Annotated in this window: 23 protein-coding genes, 1 tRNA gene and 1 pseudogene; 16 read left to right on the top strand and 9 right to left on the bottom strand. The window is 63.1% G+C overall.

The features are described 5' to 3' along the window. Nucleotides 1-616, bottom strand: a 616-nt coding sequence (locus Q8814_RS12720; protein ID WP_330152408.1) for a Mut7-C RNAse domain-containing protein, incomplete at its 3' end; no start/stop codon positions are given. Between the two features lie 143 nt (nucleotides 617-759). Between Q8814_RS12720 and Q8814_RS12725 the strand changes: the two genes are divergently transcribed. After that, complete coding sequence (locus tag Q8814_RS12725) at nucleotides 760-1,125, top strand: helix-turn-helix domain-containing protein (protein WP_330152386.1); 366 nt, start codon at nucleotides 760-762, stop codon at nucleotides 1,123-1,125. A 137-nt stretch (nucleotides 1,126-1,262) separates the two neighbouring features. On the opposite strand, the gene Q8814_RS12730 is transcribed toward Q8814_RS12725, so the two are convergent. The 6 genes from Q8814_RS12730 to Q8814_RS12755 form a co-directional block, all read right to left on the bottom strand. Beyond that, on the bottom strand, nucleotides 1,263-3,125 hold the full coding sequence (locus Q8814_RS12730) for an ATP-binding protein (protein WP_330152387.1): 1,863 nt from the start codon (nucleotides 3,123-3,125) through the stop codon (nucleotides 1,263-1,265). A 223-nt stretch (nucleotides 3,126-3,348) separates the two neighbouring features. Then, nucleotides 3,349-6,282 (bottom strand): type I restriction endonuclease subunit R, encoded by a 2,934-nt coding sequence (locus Q8814_RS12735; RefSeq protein WP_330152388.1) that lies wholly within the window; start codon nucleotides 6,280-6,282, stop codon nucleotides 3,349-3,351. Further along, on the bottom strand, nucleotides 6,279-7,427 hold the full coding sequence (locus tag Q8814_RS12740; protein ID WP_330152389.1) for a restriction endonuclease subunit S: 1,149 nt from the start codon (nucleotides 7,425-7,427) through the stop codon (nucleotides 6,279-6,281). The genes Q8814_RS12735 and Q8814_RS12740 overlap by 4 nt, the downstream gene beginning before the upstream one ends. After that, nucleotides 7,424-8,893, bottom strand: coding sequence for a type I restriction-modification system subunit M (locus Q8814_RS12745; RefSeq protein ID WP_330152390.1), 1,470 nt, complete (start codon nucleotides 8,891-8,893; stop codon nucleotides 7,424-7,426). Before Q8814_RS12745 ends, Q8814_RS12740 begins: the two co-directional genes overlap by 4 nt. A 32-nt stretch (nucleotides 8,894-8,925) precedes the next feature. Next, a complete protein-coding gene (locus Q8814_RS12750; protein ID WP_330152391.1) occupies nucleotides 8,926-10,473 on the bottom strand; it encodes a type I restriction-modification system subunit M in 1,548 nt (515 codons plus the stop codon). Between the two features lie 291 nt (nucleotides 10,474-10,764). After that, nucleotides 10,765-11,868, bottom strand: coding sequence for a hypothetical protein (locus Q8814_RS12755; protein WP_330152392.1), 1,104 nt, complete (start codon nucleotides 11,866-11,868; stop codon nucleotides 10,765-10,767). Nucleotides 11,869-12,153: 285 nt separating this feature from the next. Between Q8814_RS12755 and Q8814_RS12760 the strand changes: the two genes are divergently transcribed. The 11 genes from Q8814_RS12760 (at nucleotide 12,154) to Q8814_RS12810 (ending at nucleotide 21,165) form a co-directional block, all read left to right on the top strand. After that, on the top strand, nucleotides 12,154-12,468 hold the full coding sequence (locus Q8814_RS12760) for a hypothetical protein (protein ID WP_330152393.1): 315 nt from the start codon (nucleotides 12,154-12,156) through the stop codon (nucleotides 12,466-12,468). A 68-nt stretch (nucleotides 12,469-12,536) separates the two neighbouring features. After that, nucleotides 12,537-12,752 (top strand): hypothetical protein, encoded by a 216-nt coding sequence (locus Q8814_RS12765; protein ID WP_330152394.1) that lies wholly within the window; start codon nucleotides 12,537-12,539, stop codon nucleotides 12,750-12,752. Nucleotides 12,753-12,890: 138 nt separating this feature from the next. Next, nucleotides 12,891-13,088 (top strand): hypothetical protein, encoded by a 198-nt coding sequence (locus Q8814_RS12770; RefSeq protein ID WP_330152395.1) that lies wholly within the window; start codon nucleotides 12,891-12,893, stop codon nucleotides 13,086-13,088. A 35-nt stretch (nucleotides 13,089-13,123) separates the two neighbouring features. Further along, nucleotides 13,124-13,486, top strand: coding sequence for a hypothetical protein (locus Q8814_RS12775; RefSeq protein WP_330152396.1), 363 nt, complete (start codon nucleotides 13,124-13,126; stop codon nucleotides 13,484-13,486). Further along, on the top strand, nucleotides 13,476-15,626 hold the full coding sequence (locus tag Q8814_RS12780) for a type IV secretory system conjugative DNA transfer family protein (protein ID WP_330152397.1): 2,151 nt from the start codon (nucleotides 13,476-13,478) through the stop codon (nucleotides 15,624-15,626). Before Q8814_RS12775 ends, Q8814_RS12780 begins: the two co-directional genes overlap by 11 nt. 221 nt (nucleotides 15,627-15,847) lie before the next feature. Next, nucleotides 15,848-16,573: a replication-relaxation family protein gene (locus tag Q8814_RS12785; protein WP_330152398.1), complete on the top strand. Its 726-nt coding sequence runs from the start codon at nucleotides 15,848-15,850 to the stop codon at nucleotides 16,571-16,573. After that, entirely contained in the window at nucleotides 16,570-17,571 is a 1,002-nt protein-coding gene (locus Q8814_RS12790) for a DNA-methyltransferase (protein ID WP_330152399.1), read from the top strand. The genes Q8814_RS12785 and Q8814_RS12790 overlap by 4 nt, the downstream gene beginning before the upstream one ends. A 31-nt stretch (nucleotides 17,572-17,602) precedes the next feature. After that, entirely contained in the window at nucleotides 17,603-17,983 is a 381-nt protein-coding gene (locus tag Q8814_RS12795; protein ID WP_330152400.1) for a hypothetical protein, read from the top strand. A gap of 424 nt (nucleotides 17,984-18,407) precedes the next feature. Then, nucleotides 18,408-18,797 (top strand): helix-turn-helix domain-containing protein, encoded by a 390-nt coding sequence (locus Q8814_RS12800; RefSeq protein WP_330152401.1) that lies wholly within the window; start codon nucleotides 18,408-18,410, stop codon nucleotides 18,795-18,797. A 27-nt stretch (nucleotides 18,798-18,824) separates the two neighbouring features. After that, nucleotides 18,825-19,475: an ImmA/IrrE family metallo-endopeptidase gene (locus Q8814_RS12805; RefSeq protein ID WP_330152402.1), complete on the top strand. Its 651-nt coding sequence runs from the start codon at nucleotides 18,825-18,827 to the stop codon at nucleotides 19,473-19,475. Between the two features lies 1 nt (nucleotide 19,476). Next, nucleotides 19,477-21,165: a recombinase family protein gene (locus tag Q8814_RS12810; RefSeq protein WP_330152403.1), complete on the top strand. Its 1,689-nt coding sequence runs from the start codon at nucleotides 19,477-19,479 to the stop codon at nucleotides 21,163-21,165. Here the strand turns inward: Q8814_RS12810 and Q8814_RS12815 are convergent. Both Q8814_RS12815 and Q8814_RS12820 read right to left on the bottom strand, forming a co-directional pair. Next, nucleotides 21,131-21,207: transfer RNA gene (locus tag Q8814_RS12815), tRNA-Arg, on the bottom strand. The genes Q8814_RS12810 and Q8814_RS12815 overlap by 35 nt on opposite strands. Before the next feature lie 51 nt (nucleotides 21,208-21,258). After that, nucleotides 21,259-21,906, bottom strand: a complete 648-nt coding sequence (locus Q8814_RS12820) for a DedA family protein (protein ID WP_330152404.1) — start codon at nucleotides 21,904-21,906, stop codon at nucleotides 21,259-21,261. Between the two features lie 250 nt (nucleotides 21,907-22,156). Between Q8814_RS12820 and Q8814_RS12825 the strand changes: the two genes are divergently transcribed. The 4 genes and pseudogenes from Q8814_RS12825 to Q8814_RS12840 form a co-directional block, all read left to right on the top strand. Next, the gene (locus tag Q8814_RS12825) at nucleotides 22,157-23,038 is read left to right on the top strand and encodes an FAD binding domain-containing protein (protein WP_330152405.1); all 882 of its coding nucleotides are present in this window, start codon (nucleotides 22,157-22,159) and stop codon (nucleotides 23,036-23,038) included. A gap of 4 nt (nucleotides 23,039-23,042) precedes the next feature. After that, nucleotides 23,043-23,540, top strand: coding sequence for a (2Fe-2S)-binding protein (locus Q8814_RS12830; protein WP_330152406.1), 498 nt, complete (start codon nucleotides 23,043-23,045; stop codon nucleotides 23,538-23,540). Next, a pseudogene (locus Q8814_RS12835) lies at nucleotides 23,537-25,902 on the top strand (aerobic carbon-monoxide dehydrogenase large subunit). The gene Q8814_RS12830 and the pseudogene Q8814_RS12835 overlap by 4 nt, the downstream one beginning before the upstream one ends. A 41-nt stretch (nucleotides 25,903-25,943) precedes the next feature. Next, on the top strand, nucleotides 25,944-26,229 hold a 286-nt coding region (locus Q8814_RS12840; protein ID WP_330152407.1), incomplete at its 3' end, for an XdhC family protein.

Consider the following 26,229-nt stretch of genomic DNA (forward strand, 5'->3'; position numbering starts at 1 on the left):
GCTCCAGTATGTCGGCCTTCGGTACGTCCACGAGCGGTCCGTTGCAGCGTAGGCAGCGGGTGAACGGGGCGAACCGGCCGGCGAGGTCGAGGCGCTGCACGACCTCGACCACCTGCTCGACGGGATCGGCGGAGTGCACGTACAGGCCGTGGGTGATCACTCGCCGCGCCAGCAGTCCACGGTCGCGCGTGAGCAGGATGCGCTGGTCGTCCCTGCTCACCCGGGCCAGCGTGGCGTCGTCCGCGGACGACGACCAGATCACATCGAAACCGAGCAGGCGAAGGAGTCGGGCCAGCTTGCCCACGTTGACGTCGACGACGAACCGTGGGTCGCGCAGCGGAGCCGGCCGCAGCCGGGCGAGCGCCTCGATGCCGAGCGCCTCGAAGACCGGATACACCGCGATGCGGTCTCCGGGGTGCGGCCGGTACGCGAAATCGACCGGCTCACCATCGACGACGATGAGGTCGATCTCCGTGTGCGGGATGCCCATCGCCTCGACGACATCTTTGACGGTCTGGTGCGGACGGTACGGCCTGCACGTCGCGATGCCCCGGCACTCGGGCGCGACGAAGGCATTGAGCTCGGCGTACGGGCGGACCTCCACGAAACCGGTCACGGGACTCATCGTCCGAGTTCGCATCGCCGCGCGCAAGCCGTCACCGATCGGTGCGCCTCCATGAATCCCTTTCAAGCCGACGTACCCCGTTTCGGCATCTCGTTGAAAGTGTCGGTGATGCGGCGCAGGCGGATGAAGGTGCGGTGGACGGGGTGCTGGAGCGACGCACGTCGGTGGCGCGCCCACGCGCCAACCGCAAGCTGGAGCGGGATGAGGTTGCGGAGCTGGTGCGACGCTACCGGGAAGGTGCCACGGTCTACGAGCTGGCCGACGAGTTCGACATGCACCGCCAGACGGTCAGCGCACACCTGCACCGCGAAGGCGTCGCGCTGCGGTCGCGGGTGCGGATGACGCCGAACCTCCTCGCCCGCGCGACCGAACTCTACGAAGCCGGCTGGTCGACAGTGCAGATCGGTAGGGAGCTGGGACTCGGCACGAGTACGGTCGGCAAGGCGCTAAAGCGGGCGGGAGTAGCGATGCGAGCACCTGTGGCGGAGCGATGGAAGTAGATGACTCGGCATACTTCGTAACAAGCAGCCCGTACACAGTCGCCATAGATTCTACAGATCCGCAAATGCAGTTTAATACTACCTTCAATTACCGAGTCGTCAGCACCCGCAGTATCTACATGCACATCTCATTAGGATTAGCTCTTTCTCGCTAGAGCAGTAATGTCGCGAAGCCACGCTGTAATCTCACCCCTTGGATCCGACACAGCGAAAAACTCCGGTGTCATACGACTAACGGCCTGATTATTGAGCCACGCCTTAACCCTAGATACCTTCTTCCCCTTCCTTTCATCCGAGACGTCACTCCAGGCAACCTCCGAGTCACTAGCTGCATGAACTTTCTGCGCAGCAATCAAGGGGACGTCGTCGAAATCTAGGATTACTGGGATGGCAACCTCCGGCCTTTCAGCAGAAATCGCCTGGGGGTGGATATAATTTTCGAGCTCACGCTTTGATGTGTGGACTGCACGGCAGTTCTCGCGGGAATTAATCTTGAGCGCTGGTTCCTCATAATGAGGCTTAGCCGGCGGCTCGTTATCGCGATCAAATATATGGTACTCAGGTCGATCTAGGTGGTGCAAGCGAGAAACCCACAGGCCGACATTTGAACCACCTACCGGAATGAATATGAGCCTACCGGACTCTTCCAAGCTGACAAGCGAGGCGATTTGCGGGTCAACCTTCGAAAGGATTTCTGATGCGTGTTTGAGGAAATTCTCATCGTGCTTTCCTTCCACACCTACAAATACCCGCACGTCGTGGTCTGGCAAGACGCCAAGAGCTCTTGCGACTTCCCTTATTGTATCCTCACTCGGCCCTCGAACTTCCCGACTTCCAGCTGAGTCGACAGTAACGTACCGCAGAGTATCCGTTGGAAGAAGTCGACCAAGCATCGGATTATGGGTAGTCAAGATAACCTGATAGCCATCCTGTTCTGCAATCTCCTCGATAGCATGCAGAAGAGAGCGCTGCATATCCGGATGCTGACTCGTCTCAGGCTCTTCTATTGCATATATGATCCCGGTGTCGGGGTTGAGTGCCCGCCGAGACTCTGCCTGAGCCTGCAAAAAGCCAAGCAATACCATGCGCCTAACGCCGCTACCCCGCTTATTGAGGGGAATCGTAGAATCGCCTGTGAGAGATATCTTGAAAACTGAGTCCCACTTAGGATCAGATATCTCTGGATTCAGCTCCGACGCCAACTCTGGGGACAGTGCTTTGATCTTCAAGAGCGTCTGGTCGATAAGCTCTGCGACCTGCTGGTTGACTGCCATCGCAATCTTATCGAGGGCCATCTTCTGTTCCTCGATCGCTAACCGAACAGCCACCTTCATTGGGTCTTGGGCTTCGCTATCCTGGTCAGTACTTGCGCGATCGGCCCGAAAAAGGAAGAAAGCCGGCATTGCTTCTTTGATGCGAGCAAATAGCTCTTTCGCACCTGGCTGCGTATCCACTTCAATATCGCAGGCCTGAACTTCTAGCTCTCCCACTCTCTCGCGGATCGCTGCTCGCAATTCTGCGTTTACCTTCTGGTCCACGCCCGCAAGGTCGGCATCAAGCTCTCGGGCGCGCCGCTTAAGATCGGCATTCTTCAATGCCAAGAGGTCGGCTACCCCTGTGGCTGTCGGATGGACCGCTCGCAGAAAAACCTTACAGCTCGGATTCTTTGCGTCACCATTATATGTCCTCCTAATTTCTAGGCGACCGGCCTCATTAAGGAGCCATTCCTGACTCAGCGACGATGCACTCGTCGCATCGAGCACGAGTCGATCGGGAAGCTGATCGAATTCACAAGTAATCGACATATCTGACTTGACGCCCGCTTTCGCAGCGTCGTCCGCATCTGGCTTTTGCTGGTCAAAGAATATGGCTAACGCCTCGAGAATCGTTGATTTGCCGGCGTCGTTTTTTCCGATAATGGAAGTCAGCGAGTCGAAATCGACTTCAATCTCATCTGTATAGCAGCGGAAGTTCCTTATCTTAACTTTCCTCAATCGCATGCGCTTGAAACCTCCGTAATTAACTTATAGTGATACTAGAATAACAGACGGTAGTCGGCCTTTTAATGAATTGGGGAATTTTGCGCAGGTATGCTGAGTGCGTCCTCAAAGCTCGTGTTCCACGAGAGTAGTTAACGCGACCGCCTTGCCCGGCCAGGACACGCCGGATGACCCACCCGAGCGAGTGACTACAAACCCCATAAATTTCACTATGTTGGATTTCCTAGTAGTATTCGCGAATGTAGCCGAGCGCCTTCTCGAATACGTCGTTATCGCGGATCTTGTAGCGCATATAGAGCGTCTTCCGTAGTGCCTGTTGGACAAGTCGGTCACCCTCATGCGTGTTTTGCCAGCCTTCAAAGCGGACAGACTTGACTACTTGATCGACGTCAGCGACGACATTCTCGACCATGATTGGCGTGTCCTCAGTCTTCAAGGACTCGAACAACTCGGTCAAGGCGGCTTTGCCGCGCTCTTCACGAGGCACTTCGGCAACTTGCTTTTCGGCAGCGACGGTGTCACGTGCCAGCTCGAACAGCTCTCTGAGGAACTCCAGGCTGGCCTGCTGGCCGTGGGCGTAGCGCTCACGCAGCTCGTTGAGCCGCTTGCCAAGCTCGATGAAAGTCGGGTTATTGAGATGTTTGGCAATGCGAGCGGTGATCTGCCGCTCAATCTCCTCGGCCGTGACGTCGCGCTTCTTGCCGGTCATCAAATCTTCGATCACGTCGGCATCGAGGACGATAGTTTCCAGGTCGGTCCGCGGTACCTCGACCGCCACGTGCTCATTGATCAGGTCGAGCGTCTTGGCGCCCAGGGAGTGCCACACCAGTCGACCAGTGATGTCGGCGGGCTTGACCGATTCGTAGACGTCGGTCAGCCAACGGTAGTCCGTTTCGAACGTACCGAGGATCGGATCCGGACTGAGCGCCTCCCAAAGCTGGCCAACAACGCTGTACGCGGCACCGAATACGTCCTTGGTCGCATCGTCAGCAATAGCTGCCTGCGCCTGAATCAACCCCTCGTATCCACCGACGGTTCGGTCGACACCGGGGAAGAAGGTCAGCGCCGCGGCGATTGCCGGCCCGAGTTGGTTGCGGAGCTCGGCGATGTTCGTAATTGCCTGCTGGACGCTCTTATCGTCGAACTCAAACGCCTTGGCGACGTCATCGAAGACGCCAAGGTAGTCCACAACCAGACCATGGGTCTTGTTCGGCGGATAGACGCGGTTGGTACGCGTGATGGCTTGCAGCAGGGTGTGGGCCTTCAGCGGCTTGTCGAGGTACTGGGCATAGAGAATCGGAGCGTCAAACCCTGTGAGCAGCTTGGCGGTGACAATAATGATCTTGAGCGGGTCGGCCGGATCGTTGAACCGCGCGACAATGCGCTCCAGCTGGGTGCGGTCGGGGGTGTACTTCTCCTTCCACTCCTGAGGGTCGCGAGCATCCCTGCTCATAACGACGGTTGAGGCATCCGGACCGAGCAGCTTGTCCAGCTCCTGCTTGTACGCCACGCAGGTCGGCTTGTCGTAGACGACAACCTGCGCCTTGAAACCCTGGGGAGCAACTTTCTCCGTAAAATGGGCGGCGATGTCGGCCGCAATCTTGTGGATCCGTTCCGGCGCCTTAATCAGGCTTTCTAGTGACGCAGCGTTCTTCGAGAGCGTGACCTTCTCGTCGTCGGACAGTCCATGTCGCTGAGCCAACTCTTCAAAAGCGATGTTGATAGCTTCCTCGTCGATATGAATCTCGCTGAGGCGCGGCTCGAAGTGCAGCGGCAGCGTGGCGCCGTCGCGGATCGAGTCTTGATATGAGTAGCGCGACAGGTAGCCGCCTTCGTCCCCTTCGGAGCCAAACCACGCAAAGGTATTGCGGTCGCGACGATTGATGGGCGTGCCGGTGAGGCCGAACAGAAAAGCGTTCGGCAGCGCCTCACGCATCTTTCGTCCGAAGTCGCCTTCCTGGGACCGGTGTGCCTCGTCGACCATCGCGATGATGTTGCTACGGGCATCCAGCTCTCCAGGCGCCTCGCCGAACTTATGAATGGTCGTGATGATGACCTTGCGCGAGCCAGCTCTCAGCAGCGACTGGAGCTCCTTGCGACTGTCGGTCGAGACCAGGTTGGGGACGTCGGCCGCGTTGAACGTGCCGGTGATTTGGGTGTCGAGGTCTACGCGGTCAACCACGATCAGCACGGTCGGGTTCGTCAGGCCGGCCGTCGCGCGAAGCTTCAGCGCCGTGAATACCATCAGAAGCGACTTACCCGAACCCTGAAAGTGCCAGATGAGCCCTTGCTTGACCTTGCCAAGCAATACTCGCTCGACGATCAGATTCGTCGCCTGGAACTGTTGGAAGCGGGCGATGATTTTGATCTTGCGGTGTTTCTTGTCGGTGGCGAACAGCGTGAAGAACCGTAGGAAGTCCATAACCGAGTGCGGAGACAACACACTCTCGACAGCTTCTTGGACTCCCGCGAGCCCTACCTTGATGGGCGTGGTGCTGTCGGTCTCATCACGCCACGGACCCCACAGTTCGACCGGCATCCCGACCGAGCCATAGCGGAAGTCTTTTCCCTCAGTGGCGAACGACATCACGTTCGGTACGAAGAACATCGGTACGTTCTTCTCGTAGTCCTCGTCGATCTGCGCGGCCGCATCGATCCAGGTGTAGGCCGGCCGAACTGGCGACTTGGACTCACCTACTACGAGCGGGAAGCCGTTGCACCACAGCACTAGGTCGAAGCGACGCTCGACGCGACCCTGCGCAAACGTGACTTCCGTGGAAATCATCCACTGGTTCGCGGATGCGTCCGGGTTGTCGAAGTCGACCAGGCGCACCGTCGTGTGTGAGCCGCCAGGGCCGAAAGGCATCGACTTCTCACCCTTGAGCCATGCGGCGAACTCCTCGTTCGCCACGACAGGGTTTGGGGTGTGCCGAGCACTCAAGATAATCGCGCGAAGCTGGTGTAGGACCTCATCAGCTCGCCTCGGCTCCTCGGCAATCTCCGGGTTCAGGCGAATTAGCGCGGTCGTAACCTGCGCTTCCAAAAGGACTTGGTCGGTCGTCCGTGGCAGCTGGTTACCTGGCACAAATGGGGCATCGTCGGAGGCGATCAAGTCTCGAACGAAATCACGGACAGAGTTGGCCTCATTAAAAGTCATGCAGCACTCCCGAAAATACTGTCCATGATCGCCGCGACTGCGGCACGGAGTTCATTGGACTCACGCAGCACCGAGGCAACTGTGACGTCCACTGTCACCAGTCGGGCGACGGCCGCTTTCTGATCGACAATGGACAGTGACGGAAACGGCTCGGAGACGACAGCGGCCTTGGAGAGGTTTTTCTGCGCCGCTCCTGCACCCTTATTGCGTAGGCTTTCTTGACGGGAGCGCATCCAGTAATAGAAGAAGTCAGGATCACACTTAGTGTCATCCGGAACGAGGGCGATTACCGCTTGGTTCGTCGCCAGCGGAACTGCGGTTCGACCGACCTGCCCTCTGGTCTTACCGTCTCCGTACATAGCGACGAGGACTGCGCCAGCCGGCACCATCCACGTTGCGGATCTGCGCAGGCCTTCTTCGGTGATAGTTTCCTCAGTTTGAGAAATGCCGTCCCCGACGACCTCCCCTGATTTCAACCAAGGAATCGAGCCACCGTAGAAATCCTTATTAGACCGCAAGGGCGTAGCGCCGCTGCGGGCTGTGACTACCACATCCGCCACTGTGACTTCACCATCAGCCGAGGCAGTCATTAGAGGATTCTCGATTCTCTTGACAGCATCAGCCAACCCGGACAAGGTTCGTCGATGTCGTTCCATCGCCCAAATCAGATCTGCGATGCGCTTCTGTTCACTTATTGACGGAAGGTCGAATTTCTCTGCTTTTAGGTCGCGCCAGTTAACAGTCGGGGATAGGGAGCCGACGGATATCTTGATTGCCCGATCCAGGAAGTAGTTGGAGGACAGAAAAACGGGCAGGAATTCGGGGCAAACAAAATCTTGATTCGCTCGGAGAACCAGTGCATGAGCGGAGCAGATTCCCTCGAATTCTGCGACCGCGACCTTCTTCTGGTAAGCTCGACGACGGCCAAAGATCACATCTCCGGGATAGAAACGCAACTTCTGTGCTGCGACCTTGTCAGGACTATCCCAGCGTTCGACCGTCAGAACTCCTGGGTCAAGGTGCTCAAGACCCACGTAGCGATCAACGCCCGCCTGGGATGGGTCATCAACCCGTTCCGAAACACTGTCGATCACGTCACCGAATGCAACCTGCTTCCAATGACTCTTATCAAGGACAAGCTTCACTGGGCAGCCTCCTGTCGGAGCATTGTAATCAAGTCGGTGACGGCACAGTCTGACTCAGTAGCGACTCGACGCCAGGCGGCGAGTGTCTCATCCAATCTAAGCCCTCCGACATCCCCAGTAGCTGTAGAGTCTCGATTGACATAGGACGGGATTGCCAAGCTGTAGTTCTTTTCGGCAATCTGCCCGAGGGTAGCGACAGCGGCAAAGCCAATCTGGTCGACAAAAGACTCGTAAGCCTTAAGAATTTTTTTCTGGTGACTCTCCCGGAGGAAGGACTGCGCTCGCTCGCGGGCATATTCATTGACCGCGTTTATAAACATCACCTTTCCCCGATGTTCAACAGGCTTCTGAGTCCGCAAAGTGATGACGACGGCTTCCATCGGCGAGTTATAGAAGAGCCCCGGGCCGAGCCCTAGGACGCACTCTATGAGGTCCGATTGTACGAGGGCCTCGCGCAGAGCCGCTTCCTCGCGTCGGAATAGCACGCCGTGTGGGAAGAGAATTGCTGCCCGGCCAGTCGTCGGATTGAGACTCTTGGCGATATGTTGGAAAAATGCGTAGTCAGCCCGACCTTGCGGTGGCACACCCCACACGTTGCGTCCGTAAGGATCGTCTGTAAACGCGGCGCGGTTCCACGCCTTGATCGAGTACGGCGGATTTGCGAGCACGACATTGAACGTGCGTAGCCGACCGTGCTTGTCGTGGAAGGCGGGGGCACCGAGGACGTCGCCGTGAGCGATGTGACCATCGGTGATACCGTGGAGGAACAGATTCATCCGGGCGATAGCCGAGGTTCCATAGTTAAGTTCCTGACCGTACAGTCGCAGATTGCGCCATTCCATGCCCTGGCGACGGAGTTCGGCCGCAGTAGAAATCAGCATGCCACCGGTACCGCACGTCGGGTCGTAGACTGACTCACCCGGCTCGGGCTTCAACATCATTGTCATCAAGTGGACAAGGGTGCGGTTGGTATAGAATTCCTGAGCGGTATGGCCCGAGTCGTCGGCGAACTTCTTAATAAGGTACTCGTAGCCCTGGCCCAGTTCGTCCTCGGGCAAGTTGGCGACCGACAGCGTCTTAGTCGAGAAATGTTCGACCAGATCGTTAAGCGTCGAGTCTGGTAGCAGGTTGGAATTACCCCAGTCGCCATCGCCAAATACGCCGTGGAGCGTGTCAGGATTGGCGGCCTCGATGGCGCGCATTGCCTGAAGGATGGCTGGCCCCTTATTCTTCGTGACGCCCCGGATGTCGTCCCAGTGAGCGCCGTCAGGGATGGAAAAGCGGTGATTTTCAGGCAGGTCAGCCAGCCCCTCGTCGCCATAGACCTCCATCGCGGCGCCGCGCTCTTCGTCGTAGACGTCAGAAAGACGCTTCAAGAACACGAGGGGGAAAATGAACTGCTTGTAGTCACCGGCGTCGATGAGACCACGTAGCAGGATAGCTGCACCCCAGAGGTAGTTCTCCAACTCGCGCTGTGTAATCCGTTGAGTCGTGGCCTTCATATGTTCAGCCCCCATTCAGCCAGTTCAGCTTCCAGTGCCGTCCGTGTCACGCCGGCCTCATAATGAGCCTGCTCCAGATCGGCCAGCACCTCCTCCAGGGTGACCTGCTCGCTATCGTCGGTGGCATCAACATAGAGCGGGATGTTCAAGTTGAAGTCATTCGACTCGATCTCGGCCATAGTGGCGACGTGCGCCAGGCCAGGCACCTCATCAAACCCCTGGTACGCCTTGAGTAGGATTGCGGCGTGCTCGTCCTCCAGGGTGTTCTGGTTGCGACCACGGCGAAATAGCGACTCGCCATTAACGAAGAGAACTCTATCCTTGGCTGCCTCGGGCTTGTTCTGGCGCAGGATGACGACACAGGCAGCCAATCCGGTGCCGTAGAAGAGGTTGGGCGCGAGGCCAATGACCGCCTCGACCTTGTCGGCCTTCAGGACGTGCTCGCGAATACGGCTTTCGGCACCCGCGCGAAACAGCGCCCCCTGAGGCAGGACCACAGCAACTCGTCCGGTAGCGGACGCGGCAGAGGCAATCATGTGTTGGACCCAGGCCCAGTCGGCATACCCCGTGGGAGGGACGCCGCCGAACTCGTTGCGGCCCCAGCGGTCGGACGCCCACGCCACATGGCCCCAGTTCTTCAGCGAGAAGGGCGGATTGGCGATGACGCAGTCGAATTGCGCCAGCCGGCTCTGGTCGAAGAAGGCTGGTTCACGGAGCGTGTCGCCACGGACGACATGGAAGTCTTCGACGCCGTGCAGCAGCAGGTTCATTCGGGCGATGCCGGAGGTCGCCAGCACCTTTTCCTGGCCATACAACTTGCCCCAGAGGGTTTGTGGGCGGCCGCCATTAGCTTTGACGTGCTCGATAACCTCGATAAGCATGCCGCCGGTACCGCAGGCCGGGTCATAGACCGTCTCACCTTCCTGCGGGTCAAGGATGTTCACTAAGAGACCGACGACCTCGCGCGGCGTGTAGTACTCGCCAGCCTTCTTGTTCGACTGGTCGGCGAATCGCTTAATCAGGTACTCGTACGCCTGTCCGAATACGTCCGGCGAGACCGCGACGTGGGTGAGCGCCTTCGTCGAGAAGTGCTCGATCAGGTCACTCAGTCGCGCGTCGGAGAGCTTGTCCTTGTTGGTCCACGGAGCGTTGCCGAAGATGCCATAGAGCGTGTCCGGGTTAGCCTTCTCGATGCCACGGAAGGCGGTCACCAACGCCTGACCGATATTCTCGGAGCGCTCACGCACGTCGCTCCACAGGCAACCCTCGGGAATGGCGAAGCGGTGATTCTCGGCAAACGAGGCGAACTCGTGGTCGCCACCGGACTCGGCCAGGGCGTGGCCGTACTCCTCCAGGTACACGTCGCTAATCCGCTTGAAAAACATCAGCGGGAAGATAAAGGCCTTGAAATCAGCCTGGTCGATCGCACCACGCAGCAGATCCGCCGCAGCCGCGAGGTAATTCTCTAGTTCAGAGAGCGTCAGCGGTTCAGTCGACGTAGGGATAAGCGACAGGGCGAGCGTGCGGGCTTCGACTTCAGTCACAGAGCGGAGCCCTCCCCGAAAGCGGCGGAGCGCTGAGGGCTGCAGGCAACAGACCTGAATGTCCAGGCACAGTTAGTACTGGCGGCTTGCTTGAGTCTCACTGAGCGGTTCTCCGTCGTAGATTCAGTTGAATATCATTTTCAATTTTACCATACTGCTGCCCCATATCTGCAGGTCAGCGTGCCAAACTGGCTTCAGCGTACAGCGTCGACAGTGCCGCTTGGGAGGCGAGCCAACCTACCGTAGCTGTCAGCATCGACACCTTTGGGATCGAGGCCGCGTTGTGCCGCGTTACGGCGTCGAGCCCTCAGCTGTGTTGTGTCGAATACAGTCAGTCTGGGCTGACGAGGTCCGCTCCGTCCCATTGGTGAAGTACACCTCGACCTTGACGCAGTGCTGGGCGGTACTCGCCATCTTGCCCAGGGCGTAGGGCACCGGTGCCCCACTGGATGGTTCGGGATAGCGGAAGACACTGCCGGTCTCAGGCCGGATGGTCAGCACCTGCAGCGTCCAGCCGTCGGGAATCTGGTAGATGGCTTCCATGTCTAGGCTGGGGCCGACACCCCACACGATGCGCGGCCACACCACCGGGCAGGAGTACTGGGTACGCAGCTGGATGGTCGCGACAGGCGCACCGTCAGGCCCGATCACCTCCGGCCCGGCCGGATAGGCCGGTTGGCTCAGCGGCGCATCGGCGCAGGGGTTGCCCTCCAAGCTGCGCGGGTCCTTGTCGTCGAAAGTGGCCGCGAATAGCGCGACGTTCGACTGGCCTGTCGATGGATCCTGCCGCCAATCCAGGCCATACCCCGTGACCGCACCCGCGAGGGCGCCGAGGGAGACAACGGCGCCAGCGGCAATCAGCCTGCGACCGCGCAGGAACTGGGGTCGTCCTCGCCCGGGCGGTCGTTGGAAGCCGGGGCGCTGCCCCCGGGACGGAGACGGGACAGGAGCAACAACCGGGTGACCAGCACGTCCCTCCGCGCCGGGCGTGAGGCTGTCATGGGTCGCAGCATCAGTATGGAAGCGCGCCTGCAGCGCTTCGGCCACGTCCGCCATAACTTGGCCGCGGCGGGTCTTGAATTGCTCTTCAGTGAACTCCTGGCCATGAGTAATTACGTAGGCCGTTCGTTCTTTAACCAGTTTTTCATGGAACTCCGGCGCCGCTGCCACGACCACCTGAGCAATTCGACGGTCGATCGGGCTCTTAATCGACGCAATCACGTCCTGTAGTTCCGCGACCACTCGTTCGGCCAGCTCGGCCGCATAAGCACTGTCACCGAGCCGCTCAGGATTCCCTAGAAGCGTCAGCACTTCCCGATATCGGAGTAGTCGGCCGCTACTGAGCTTCTTGCCTCGACGCCCGAAGGATTCCAACTGGGACTGGAGCGGCGTCACCAGTGCTGACCTGGCCATTCCCCATTATCACCCCAGTGGCCCCGAAGTCAGCAGACTTCGGTCGGTTCCCGGACATCAACGCGTATCTTGCCTCCCACTTTGCCGCCGACCCACCCGTTTGGCCGACCACTTCCGCCCGAAGCGTGCCGTGGACGGCGCCCGTAAAATGCCACCGCTTTTCCACGTCACCGACGCTTAGCGTCATTGCCTGCCGAACCTCTCACGCCGGCACCCGACCCACCTCTCCAGCTTTACACCGGAGACACCTCACCAAGGAGGCTCACCATGAGCAATCTCATTCCTCGCCCGGACCAACCACTTCAGACACAGCGGGTGCATGCCGGCTTCACGCGCGCGGAAGAACGTGAGCTTGCCCGCCGCCAGAACGCCGAGATTGCCCGCGGCATCGTCGGTGCGACCCGAATCCAGGCACTTGGCATGGTGGCGAACGTCGGCATGCAGTCCGCCGCCCTGCTGTATCGCCAGGCCGAGCTGCTCAGTGGGGGTGATCCGGAGCTGCACATGCAGCTGAACGCGATTGCTAGCCAGTACACCGGCAGCGTCGGTTTCGAACTGGCCCAGTTCTCCATCTCAGGCTGACGGTCGCCATGGCCGTCCTCCTCATCGCCATCTTCGTCGGGGCCGGGCTGCTCGTGGCCCTGGCGGGGATGGCCCTCATTGCGGTCACCTGGCTCTTCTACGCAGCGCTCCGCTTCTGCGTCGTCCGGCCCGCCCGACGTCATTACCGGCAGCGGCAGCAGCGTGCCGCCCTCCGCGCCGAGGTCAGCCGCATCCAGCACCAAGCGGCTGCCGCGGCCCTCCGGCTGGAGGCAGCCGCCACGCAGGCGCACGCCGACATGGCGCGCCGCGCCCGCGGTCGCTGACGAGCGCTCATTCCCCTTCAACCTGAAAGGACGGTGTGTCATGCTGCCGTCAACCCGCCCCGACCAGGAGCGCTTCGCGCTGAACTGCGTCCAGCTCGGAATCGACACCGGGGTCCTGCTCGAACTGTGGCGGCGGGAATGAGTTCCACTGACCCACGGTCGTGGATCGACCAGCTGGTCGGCGCCTGCGTCGGCCTGTTGATCGGAGCGATTGCCCTGTACTGCGCGGTCGAGGTGCTGCGCACGCTGCTACCGCTCCTGATCACGATAATCGGCGTGCTCGTGCTCGGCGGAAGTGTGGTTGCAGCAGCACGTTGGTACCGCGGGCGCTGGTAGTTCGGTGCTGAAAAATATGCAATTTCTCCTCTAAAATGCCGTTCCTGTCGCTGTTGTCAAATGCACGAAAGTGGTTGACCGTTCAACCAATTGAACGCACACTAGACACAGAATCGATCAACGAATTGAACGCGCTAAGCGGCAATTTACCAACAAAAGGAGGTGTACTCATGTCACGAACACGACGAAATGCAACCAATATAAACGCGCGCCGCGAGCGCCATATCTCCATCCGTGCCGTCCGGCGCCAGCCGCCCGATCTGCGCAAGCTGAGCCGCGCCGTCATCGCCCAGGCACTGGCCGAAGCTGAAGCCGAAGCTGCTGCCCAGGCCACGGCATCTGGCAACCACGTCCCGCCGACAGACACCCCTGCACGCGAGGTCCGCGATGACGAGTAACCAGCTGGTGTGGCAGGAAATCATCTGGCCGCCGGTCCTGGCCAACGAGACCGTCTTCGGGCTTCTGCGGCGACTCGCCGCCGACCGCGCCGCCCCGCCAATCGTGCTGGAGGCCCGCGCCGACCACCGCGGCGTGCGCTACTTGGCCGGGACGCCGGAGAACTACCGCGCCATCCTCAGCCGCCACATCGAGCAGTTGGTACCTGGCGCCCTGGTGATTGAGTGGGACGAGGCGCGGGCCACTGTCCAGACAGTCCGCCGGATTCGCCTGACTGATCGTGAGCAGGCCGTGCAGCCTGCCGACGCCGCCGCCACCACCCGCGCCGTCCTCAGCGCCCTGACGGGGGTGCAGCGCGGCGAGCAGCTCGTCATTCAAGCCATGCTTGGCCCGCGCAAGGTCCCCCAGGCCGTGCCGACCACACAGCTCGCCGCGCGCCAGACATGGACCCACAAACTGCGCTATGGCCTACTCACCGAGCGCGACGCCGACCGGCGCGCCGCAATCAAAGCCAAACGAGGCCAGCATGGCTTCGCCCTGACCTTCCGCCTGGGCGCCGCAGCGATCACCGCGGAGCGCCGACACACCCTGCTGCTCGAACTGCTTGGCGCGCTAAGTACAGCCGAGAGTCCGGGCGTGCAGGTCGCCATCACCGCCGAACATCCCCGTGGTCTCAATGCCGCCCGCGCTCCCTGGCGTTGGCCACTGCAGCTCAACATCCATGAAGTCGGCCCGCTACTCGGCTGGCCCATCAGTGACGACGACCGCGAGCTGCCTGGCCTACCACCGCGCCATCCCCGCCCCGTCCACCCCCGGACGCTCGCTGGCCCCCACGACCGGATCGTCGCCCAAGCCACCGCGCCTGGCGTTAGCGGCCAGTTGGGCTACGGCGTCACCGACGCGCTCCGGCATACCTGGGTGCTTGGTCCTAACGGCACCGGCAAGTCCACATTGCTGCTCAATCTCATCGTCAGCGATATGCAGGCCGGACGGGCCGTGGTCGTCATCGAGCCGAAAGATCTGGTCCGCGACGTACTGGCCTGTATCCCGCCCGAGCGCCGCGACGACGTGGTGGTGTTCGATCCGCTCGACGACTGTCCGGTCGGGGTCAATCCGCTGATGCGCACCGAGGGCCGCCGCCCCGAGCTCGGTGCCGACGCCGTCTTCGGTGTCTTGCATGCCCTGCACGGGGACGCCCTCGGCCCGCGCAGCGCCGACATTCTACAAAACGCCCTGGCGGTGCTAGCGCGCCGGGACGACGCTAGCCTAGTCATGCTGCCACTCCTGCTGACTCATCACGGCTTCCGGCGCGCGGCCACGGCCCACGCCCTGCGCGACGACCCGATTGCGGCCGGCCCGTTCTGGCAGTGGTTCGAGGGGCTATCCGACGAGGCCCGCAGCCAGATCGTGGCCCCGCTACAAAACAAGCTGCGCCCTCTCCTGCAGCCGGGACTACGCGCCGCGCTCGGACAGCGCCGTCCGCGCTTCAACCTGCGCCAGGTCCTCACCGAAAACAAGATCCTGCTAGTCCCGCTTCAAAAGGGCGTACTCGGCCCGGAGGCCGCACAGCTGCTGAGTGCCCTGATCCTGGCCGAACTATGGCAGGCGATCCGCGAGCGGGCCGCTGTGCCGGCGCACCAGCGGTCGCCGGTGATGGTCTACATCGATGAGGTCCAGGACTACCTGCACCTGCCGACCGACCTATCGGATGCCCTGGCCACGTCCCGCAGTCTCGGTGCGGGCTTCCATCTAGCGCACCAGTACCGCGACCAGCTGGCCCCGGCGATGCGAGCAGCCTTCGAGGCCAACGCCCGCTCGCGGATCTGCTTCCAGCTGAGTGCCGCCGACGCCAAAGCGATGTGCCTCGGGCAGTCCGTGCTCAGCCCGGAGGACTTCACGGCCCTGCCGGCCTACCACGTCTACGCCAGCCTACTTCGGGATAACGCCGCCCAGCCCTGGGCCTCGGGCATGACCCTGCCGCCACCGCCGCCAAGCAGCGACCCCGATGACATTCGCGCCCGTTCGCGAGATCACTTCGGGCAACCGCGCGCTGCCATTGAAGCCGGCTTCGCCGAGCTCCTGCATCTCGACGCGCCACCAGAGGAACCGGCCTTAGGACGACGCCGCCGGGGGGTGTCATGACGGACCGGCGATCCCCAGACGAGGGTGTACCGGCCGGCCGCCCGGTCGTGTGGTCGACAGGAGAGGTGTCCTCGCAGGTCGGGACGGAATCGGGTGCATCAGGGGTGCCGACTCGTGACGATTCGTCTCGTCTCTCCCCTTCTGCCAGCCGAATCGGGCAGCGCCGGTTGGCGGTGATTCGTGACTCCCTGTCGGACCGTGACTGGGCTGTTCTTGACACCGTGGCCGCCCACCGCTTCCTGACCACGACACAGGTCCAGGCCTTCCATTTCACCGACCACGCCAGCGACCTCACGGCGGCCCGCGTCTGTCGGCGGGTGCTGGAGCGCCTGCGCCGTGACCGCCTGCTTGGCACCCTCCAGCGCCGGGTCGGCGGAGTCCGCGCCGGGTCGGCCTCCTTTGTCTGGCACCTCAATGCGGTCGGCGACCGACTGCTCCGAGAAAAGTCCAACACCGGCCCTCGGCGGCGCAGCTTCGAACCGTCCCTGCACTTCCTGCAACACACCCTGGCCGTGGCCGACCTGCACCTCCAACTGCGGCAAACCGCCGCTGCCGGGACGATCGAGCTACTGCGAGTGACGACCGAACCGGATTGTCATCGCCGCTATCCCAACTTCGGCGGCGGCCTGAGCACCCTGAAGCCTGACCTCTACGCCGTCACGGCGGCCGGCGACTTCGAAGACAGCTGGTTTTTCGAGGTCGACCTCGGCACCGAAAGCCTGCCGCGACTACTCGCGAAATGCGCCGAGTATGAGGCCTATCGCCGCAGCGGCGTCGAACAGCAGGCGAGTGGTGTCTTCCCCCTCGTGGTCTGGCTAATCGATGAGGCGCGTCGGCGCACGGCCCTCACTGCCGCCATTGCCAAGGACCAAGGACTGCCGGACAAGTTGTTCCGGGTGCTGGGTCCCCACGACCTGCCCGGGCTTCTCGTCGGGGGCGCCGCGTGAGTGCCCTGCCCCGTAACCAGGTGCTGGTTGGCGACGCGCTCGCCCGCCTGCGCACCCTGCCGGGTGACAGCGTCGACATGGTCCTGACCAGCCCGCCGTACTTCCGGCTGCGCGACTACGGCACCCCCGGGCAACTCGGCCTCGAACCGCACGTTGATAACTGGGTGGCTGCCCTCGCGGCGGTGGCCCGTGAACTCCGGCGCGTCCTGGTGCCAACTGGCACCGTCTGGCTGAATGTCGGCGACACCTACGCCACCCACGCTCGTCAAGGGGCGCCCGCCAAGAGTCTGGCCTTGGCGCCCGAACGGCTGGTACTGGCCCTGCAGGCCGAGGGCTGGATCGTGCGCAACAAGGTCGTCTGGGCCAAGACCAACCCGATGCCCACCAGCGTCCGTGACCGGCTGTCCTGTACCTACGAGGTCATCTACGTCCTGGCCCGCGCACCGCGCTACTTCTTCGACCTCGACGCCGTCCGCGTCCCGCACCGCTCCCGCTCAGCAGGCCAGCCACCTGCTGCGACAACTCGACCGCGTGAAGCCTGGCGTGGCCCTAACGGTGACGATGCCGCGGGATTGGCCAAGATGAAGGCAGCAGGACGCGTCGGTCATCCGCTCGGCAAGAACCCCGGCGACGTCTGGCAGCTGGCCACCAGTAGTTTCCGCAGCGACCACCATGCCACCTATCCCGTGGCGCTCGCCGCCCGCGCCATCCAGGCGGGGTGCCCGGAAGCCCGCTGTGTGCGCTGCCATGCCCCGTGGCGTCGCCGGACTATTCGGGCTCTCGGCGGCACCGCCACCCGGGCGGCCTTGGGACCGGATTGCAGCTGCGAGGCTGAACGCGAGCCGGGGTTGGTCCTCGATCCGTTCATCGGTAGCGGCAGTACGGCAGTAGCCGCCGAGCAGCTCCAACGCGACTGGCTCGGCATCGAACTGAGCGGTGACTTCGCCGCCCTGGCGGAGGCCCGGATCCGCGCCAAACCCCACCGCGCGGCCGGGTAGCCGACTGCCTCGTCGGTGCCCTGCGGCTGCAGTGAGCGTCATCCCGACGTTCACCGGCCGCACCAACACCGAGGAGGTAGCCATGTCCGCTCCGGACGAACCGACCAGCAAAGGCGGCGGCGTCAAGACGCTGGCCATCCGGCTGGAACCGGAAATGCATGCCCAATTGAGCCTGATCGCCCAACTGCGCGGCAGCACCATCACCGACGAATTCCGGGCCGCCCTGGTCGCCCACATCGAGGCCGCCAAGTCCGCCCCGGAGCTCGCCAACAAGGCCGACACGGCCCTCGCCGACATCGAACGTGAAGCCGCCGTGCGCCGTGAGGCCATCGCGTCCCTGTTCGCAGCCGACGCGGTGTCCAAGGGCGCGCCGCGTAGCGGTCGAAAGGCGAGCGGCGACGGCGTCGGGTAAGTCCTGACCCTTCCACAAAGGGAGGTCAGCTCGGTGGTTCCTCTCCCACCAGGGGAACGGGCGGCGGGAGTAGCAGTTCGAGGTTCGCCTCACTGTCTGCTTCCGTCGTCCACCCATCAACTCCACACGACAGGAGTGACGATGTCCCATGAACAACCTTCAACCGACGGTGAGCACGACGCGCTTGCCCGGGATATGCAGCGTGATGGCGACCCCATTTCTATCCCGCCGATGATGGGGCGGCTGGGTATTTGACGGACGAATAGAGCGCCCTTACGAGGTACCCGCCGCACGCCTGAAATGTGGCGACCGTTAAAGGACATCCTCTCCTGACATTGCATTTGTCGTTGTGGAAATGTCGAAAATCGTTGAATGAATTGAACGGGAGAAATACAATAAGAATAGAAATTGGAGAGGAAATAATATGAACCCGAAACAAGCATTGAAACTGGCGCAGACCTTACGGACGCGGCGCGGCGAACTCGGCCTCTCGGCTAGCGAAGTTGCCCGCCGCGCCGAGGTTGCCAAGGCCACCGTGACCCGACTGGAACTGGGCGACATTCCCCAACCTCGACCCGACAACCTGCGTGCCATCGCGGAAGCGCTGGAGCTCCCGGTCGCCGACCTGTTTGCCGCCGCCGACTGGATTCCTGAGGGCGAGCTGCCCACCCTCACCCCGTACCTGCGCACGAAGTACAAAGACATGCCTGCCGACGCCGTCCGTGAGATCGAGCAGCACTTCGCCGCTGTCGCCCAGCGCCACGGCCTCACCCTCGACCACACCGCTGGCCCCTCATCCGGGCAAGACGAATAACAACGATTCACTGTGAAAGGAGACGCCATGACCCACCTCAGCACCAACCACTACGAGAACCTCAGCGTCCTGGCCTCCTTGCGCATGGTGATTCCCGCCCGCGACCGCATCACCTTCGCTGAAGCCCTGCGCGTCGCCGAGCTGCATGCCAACCGCCTGCTGGAACTCCACCGCATCAGCGACGGACCGATCCCGAGCGAGCTCATCACCGAGCTGCCGAAGCTCCAGATCGAGTACGTCGAGGCGCCAGTGTCCGGCGCCAGCTTCTGGAACGGCCACGCCTGGATCATCCAGCTCAACCGCGCCGAGAGCTACACCCGCCAACGCTTCACCCTGGCTCACGAGTACAAGCACATCATCGACCACGGCGCCGCCGACCGGCTCTACCCTGGCTCAGCCACGACGTCCGCGGCCGATCACGCCGAGCAGGCCGCCGACTACTTCGCGGGCTGCCTGCTCGTGCCGCGCCGCCTCCTCAAGCGCGCCTGGGGCAACGGCCTGCAGCGTCCGCGCGACCTCGCCCGCCACTTCCAGGTGTCCGAACAAGCCATTACCGTCCGCCTCGCGCAGACCGGCCTCGTCGAGCGCACCGCGCGCTGCCGCCCATCCCGCGTCTCATCCGCGACTGCCGCCACGATCCGCTATTACCGGGCCGCCCCGGCCCTGCAAGGAGCCTGACATGAACTCGCCGCAACGCACCGACCCGGCTGAACCTGCGGTCGCAGTGTCCTATATCCGGGTGTCGACTAGGGAACAGGCCGAGCGCGACGGCGATCCGGAAGGCTACTCGATTCCGGCGCAGCGCGAAGCCAACCGCCGGAAGGCCACGGCCATCGGGGCGGTGGTAATGGAGGAGTTTGTCGACCGCGGCGAATCGGCCCGCTCAGCCGATCGACCGGAACTCCAGAAGCTTCTTCGCTTCATCGCGGCGAACCCGGTCGACTACGTTCTGGTCCACAAGGTGGACCGCCTGGCGCGCAACCGCGTCGATGACGTTGAAATCAACCTGGCCATTCGTAAGAGTGGCGCCACGCTGGTCTCGGCCACCGAGAATATTGATGAGACGGCGTCCGGCATGCTGCTGCACGGCATCATGAGCTCGATTGCCGAGTTCTACTCGCGCAACTTGGCCACCGAGGTCCTCAAGGGCATGGAGCAAAAGGCCAAGACCGGCGGTACCCCCGGCAAAGCCCCGCTCGGCTACCGCAACGTCGCCGCGCTGAACCCCGAGGGGCGTGAGGTGCGCACCGTCGCCATTGACCCAGACCGAGCACCACTGATTACCTGGGCATTTCAGGCCTACGCGAGCGGGGATTGGACACTCCGCCGCCTCGCTGCCGCCTTGGAAGAGCGCGGCCTGACGTCACGCCCGACCACGCGGTCACCGGGCGGCCCGCTGGCGATCAACTCAGTCCACAAGATCCTGCGGGCGTCCTATTACAAGGGCGAGGTCACCTACCGCGGCGTCCAGTACCCAGGTCGACATGAGCCGCTGATCGACGAGGCCACCTGGGCGCGCGTGCAGGAAGTGCTCGACGCCCGGGCCACCGGTGAGCGCTCTCGTGAGCACCCGCACTACCTCAAGTCGAGCGTGTTCTGCGGTGGGTGCGGCAGCCGTCTGATCGTGACGATGTCCAAGAATCGCTACGGCGCGCTCTATCCCTACTTCATCTGTCTCGGGCGCCACAGCAAGGCCAACGGCTGCATGCGCAAGGCCGTGCTCATCTCAGTGGTCGAAGAGTTGGTCGAGGACGCCTACCGAACCGTCCAGCTCGATCCGGACGTACGAAGTCAGATCGAAGCTCGGCTACGGAGCGAGATCGCGGCGACGCGTGTGGGCATCGACGCCGAAGTGCGGGAGCTCAGCACCCAGAAGGAGCGGCTCCTGACCGAGCGCAGCCGGCTGCTGCAGGCCCACTACGCCGGGGCCGTGCCGCTCGACCTCCTCAAGACTGAGCAGGATCGCATCGCCCGCCAGCTTGGCGCCATCGAGGAGCGACTGTCGGCAGCCGACGTGGCGATTGACGACGTCGAAGCCAATCTGCGGCGCGCGCTGGACTACGCCACCAACTGCTACCGGGGCTACCTCGCAGCTGGCTCGCACGTGCGCCGCCTCTATAACCAGGCCTTCTTCGAGAAAATCTACGTCGAGGACGATGACGTGCGCCTCATGCTGCACGAGCCGTTCAAGACGCTCACGGCTACCGCGACAACAGGCCACGTCGGGGAGGGTGTGGCCGGGTCCATTGACTCAGGTATGCCTTCGCTGACGGAGGTGATGAGCAGAAACAACAAACCTTCGTCCTGGGACGAAGGTTTGAATGAAACAATTCTGGTGCCCCCGGCAGGATTCGAACCTGCGACCTAGAGATTAGAAGGCTCTTGCTCTATCCACCTGAGCTACGGAGGCGCGCGCAAAATCTTAACGGCTCCCGTCCGAGCACAGGCGCAGGGGTGCGTTTCAGGCGCTGTGCGGTGTCCCGGGATTGTCCTCGGTGCTTTCGGAGACCGCTTCCTCGGAGCGGCGGAACCGCTGGGACGCGTGATCGACGGCGATGCCGAGAGTGACGGCCACGCAGATTGCGACAATTGCCCCGAGCAGCGGCTGCGAATGGAAGAAGCCACCCACGAGGCGTCCCATCAGCGCGGAGTACACCGCCCAGGTGATTCCGGCGACCACGGTGAGCGGCACGAACTTCCGGCGGGGATACCCGGTTGCTCCCGCGGTCATGTTGACCGCGATCCGCCCGATGGGAACGTAACGGGCGGTTACGATGATCGCGGCACCGCGTTTGTCGAGACCCCGACGTGCCCACACGAACGCCTTCTGGGTCTTCGGCCGGCGCATCCATGCCCATCGTTCGGTGCCCAGGCGGCGACCGATCGTGTAGGCAATGTTGTCGCCCGCGATGGCCCCCAGTGCGCCGAGAACGATGATCAGAGCGAGGTACGGGCGTCCCGTCGACCCCGACAGCGACGCGAGGGTCACCAGCACGGTTTCGCTCGGTACCGGCGGAAAGAAGCCGTCGATGACGCACACCGCGAACAGAAGCGGATACACCCCCAGCGCTGCCGCCTGACCGATGATGAATTCGTTGATCACGTCCATGGGCGATGCGGTGCTCCAGTCGGGCTCGAGAAGTTACTGCTTCTACGGTAGAGGACCGTGGCAGCACGTCCGAGAATGCGGACAAATGCCGGTAATCCACCCGCAGTTGCGGTCTACGAACGAAAATTGATCCTGAAAGCCGGGTTCGGTGGCCGTATCGCAGTGGCAGCGCTACCCTTGCGCGGGCGGGGGGAATGTGACGAATGCCATGTTCGTCTCGCACGTATCAACTGATGGGGGAGTGGGAATTTTGCAAGTTCCAGGGCCTTTCGAATACGAGCGGGCTACCGGCGTCGACCACGCGATCGCGTTACTGGACAAGCTGGGGGAGGAAGCTCGCGTCGTAGCCGGCGGGCACAGCCTCCTGCCGATGATGAAGCTCCGGTTGGCGAATCCGGAATACCTGATCGACATCAACGACCTCACCGGCGAGCTCGGCCACATCACGGTCGAGCCGGAGGCGGTTCGCATCGGCGCACTCGTCCGGCACCGCGAGCTACTCGAGTCCGACGAGCTCGCGACGCTGTTTCCGATCTTCCGGGACGCCGAGACGGTCATCGCCGACCCGGTGGTGCGCAACCGCGGCACGATCGGTGGATCGCTGTGCCAAGCCGATCCCGCCGAGGATCTGTCGGCCGTCTGCGCAGTGCTCGACGCGACGTGCGTCCTACGTGGGCCCTCCGGTACCCGGGAACTCGCCTACGCGCAGTTCCACCTCGGCCCGTACGAAACCGCCGCCGCCCCCAACGAGCTTCTCGTCGAGGTGCGCATCCCCCGACGCGGAACCGGCTCGAGCGCGTACGCCAAGGTGGAACGCCGAGCCGGGGATTGGGCGGTGGCCGCGGCCGGCGCCGCGGTGTGGCTGTCGGGCGGCGTGATCGACGACGCCCGCGTCGGACTGACCGCCGTCCGCGCCGACGACGCCGCGCTCGCGGCGGTCCCGGAACTGTTGCGCGGCGCAGCGCCCTCCGAAGAGCTGTATCGCGAGGCGGGCGCGCTGGCGGCCGCGGCCTGCGACCCGGACACCGACCTCCGCGGAACCGCGGACTACAAACGTCACCTGGCGGCGGAACTGACGGTCCGCACGTTGCGCCGCGCCGTCGAGCGCGTGAACTCTGCCGAAAGGGTATGAGCTGATGGAGATTTCGATGACCGTCAACGGTGAACACGTCACCGCGGACGTTGAGCCCCGCACATTGCTCGTGCACTTTCTCAGAGATCACCTCGCGCTGACCGGTACGCACTGGGGCTGCGACACCAGCAACTGCGGCGCATGCGTCGTCGCCGTGGACGGCGAACCTGTCAAGTCCTGCACGATGCTCGCTGCCATGGCGGGCGGACACGACGTCCGCACGGTGGAGGGCCTCGAGAAGGACGGTGTTCTCGATCCCGTGCAGGAAGGATTCATGCGCTGCCACGGACTGCAGTGCGGATTCTGCACACCCGGGATGATGATCACCGCGCGCGCCCTGCTCGACAACAACCCCGACCCCGACGATCACACGATCCGCGAAGCGATCTCCGGGCAGATCTGTCGCTGCACCGGCTACACCAGCATCGTGCGCTCGGTTCGCTGGGCCGCCGAACACGCCTCGAGCACCCCCACCGAAGACACCGCAGAGGTGACGTCATGACCGCCGTCGAACCCGACACCAGCCACGAAGAACAGGTCGACCACACCGGCGGGGAGGACAACGACCGCAAGCCGTGCGGTCACGGCCGGATGCTCCGCAAGGAGGATCCCCGCTTCATCCGGGGCCGGGGCAACTATGTCGACGACATCCAACTCAACGGCATGCTGCACCTGGCGGTCCTGCGCTCCCCGGTCGCGCATGCCCGGATCGTGAACATCGATACCTCCGCGGCCCTGGCCCATCCCAAGGTCAAGGCCGTGATCACCGGCGCCGACCTCGCCGAAAAGGGCCTGGCGTGGATGCCGACCCTGTCCAACGACGTGCAGGCGGTCCTGGCCACCGACAAGGTCCGGTTCCACGGGCAGGAGGTCGCGTTCGTCGTCGCCGAGGACCGCTACTCCGCGCGCGACGCACTCGAACTCGTCGATGTCGACTACGACATCCTCGATCCGGTCGTCGACGTCCGCACTGCGCTGGCGGCCGACGCTCCCGTCATCCGCACCGACCTCGACGGCAAGACCGACAACCATTGCTTCGACTGGGAAACCGGCGACGCCGCCGCTACCGACGCCGTGTTCGCCAAGGCGGACGTGATCACCCGGCAGGAGATCGTCTACCCGCGGGTGCACCCGGCACCGATGGAAACGTGCGGCGCCGTCGCCGACTACGACCGGATCTCGGGGAAGCTGACCCTGTGGTCGACCAGTCAGGCACCGCATGCGCATCGCACGCTCTACGCGCTCGTCGCGGGGTTGCCCGAACACAAGATCCGCGTGATCTCGCCCGACATCGGTGGTGGTTTCGGCAACAAGGTTCCGATCTATCCCGGTTACGTCGGAGCGATCGTCGCGTCGCTGGTCACGGGCCGGCCCGTCAAGTGGATGGAAGATCGCAGCGAGAACCTGATGAGCACAGGTTTCGCGCGCGACTACATCATGGTCGGGGAGATCGCGTCGACGAAGGAAGGAAAAATCCTCGCGATCCGGACGCAGGTCCTCGCCGACCACGGCGCCTTCAACGGCACCGCAGCCCCCGTGAAGTACCCGGCGGGATTCTTCGGCGTGTTCACCGGCAGCTACGACATCGAGGCCGCCTACTGCCACATGACCGCCGTCTACACCAACAAGGCCCCGGGCGGCGTCGCCTACGCATGCTCGTTCCGCATCACCGAGGCCGTGTACCTCGTCGAGCGGCTCGTCGACTGCCTCGCCCACGACCTCGACATGGACCCGGCCGAACTACGGCTGAAGAATCTGCTGCGACCCGACCAGTTCCCGTACACCAGCAAGACCGGCTGGAAATACGACTCCGGCGACTACGAAACCACCCTGCGCAAGGCCATGGAGCTCGTCGGCTACGACGAGTTGCGTCGCGAACAGGCCGAACGCCGCGCACGCGGCGAGCTCATGGGTATCGGCATGTCGTTCTTCACCGAAGCGGTCGGGGCGGGTCCGCGCAAGGACATGGACATCCTCGGCCTCGGCATGGCCGACGGGTGCGAACTGCGGATCCATCCCACCGGCAAGGCCGTCGTGCGGTTGTCGGTGCAGTCGCAGGGCCAGGGCCACGAAACGACCTTCGCGCAGATCGGCGCACCGACAACACCCCGTTCGGGCTCGGCACCTACGGAAGCCGCTCGACCCCCGTGTCGGGCGCGGCCGCCGCGCTCGTCGCACGGAAGGTCCGCGACAAGGCAAAGATCATCGCCGCCGGCATGCTCGAGGTCTCGGTCGCCGACCTCGAATGGGACAAGGGACGTTTCCACGTCACGGGCGACCCCTCCGCGGCGGTGACGATCCAGGACATCGCGATGCGCGCCCACGGTGCGGGCGACCTGCCGGAAGGACTCGAAGGCGGTCTCGAAGCCCAGATCTGCTACAACCCCGAAAACCTCACCTACCCGTACGGGGCGTACTTCTGCGTCGTCGATATCGACCCGGGCACAGCCGAAGTCAAGGTCAGGCGCTTCCTTGCGGTCGACGACTGCGGCACCCGCATCAACCCGATGATCATCGAGGGGCAGGTGCACGGCGGGATCGTCGACGGCATCGGCATGGCGCTGATGGAGATGATCGCCTTCGACGAGAGCGGCACGTGCCTCGGCGGGTCGTTCATGGACTACCTCCTGCCCACGGCGCTCGAGGTGCCGACGCTCGAGACCGGCTTCACCGTCACCCCGTCACCGCATCACCCGATCGGCGCCAAGGGCATCGGCGAATCCGCGACCGTCGGGTCACCACCCGCCGTGGTCAATGCCGTGATCGACGCGTTGAAGCCGTTCGGTGTCCGGCACGCCGACATGCCGTTGACCCCGTCGCGGGTGTGGGAGGCGATGCAGGGACGGGCGACACCCCCGATTTGAATGTTGCTGCTCCGAGGTCGCCGGCGAACGAGAGGGAGAAAATGGATCTGACCGTGCGCGCGGCGCAGTTGCTCGACGAGCGCCGCCCGTTCGTGCGTGCGACGGTGGTGCGCGCCCAGCCACCGTCGTCGGCGCGGTCGGGCGACCGCGCGCTGGTGCTCGGCGACGGCACGATCGAAGGGTTCGTCGGGGGTCAGTGCACCCAGAATTCGGTGCGTGAAGCCGCGCAGCAGGCGCTCGACCACGGCGAGAGCGTGCTGCTGCGTGTGCTGCCCGCAGAATCCGAGCACTTTCCGGACGCACCGGGTGCCACGATCGCCGTCAATC

Origin of the sequence: Rhodococcus chondri, assembly GCF_036327435.1 — a bacterium.
GTDB lineage: Bacteria > Actinomycetota > Actinomycetes > Mycobacteriales > Mycobacteriaceae > Rhodococcus > Rhodococcus chondri.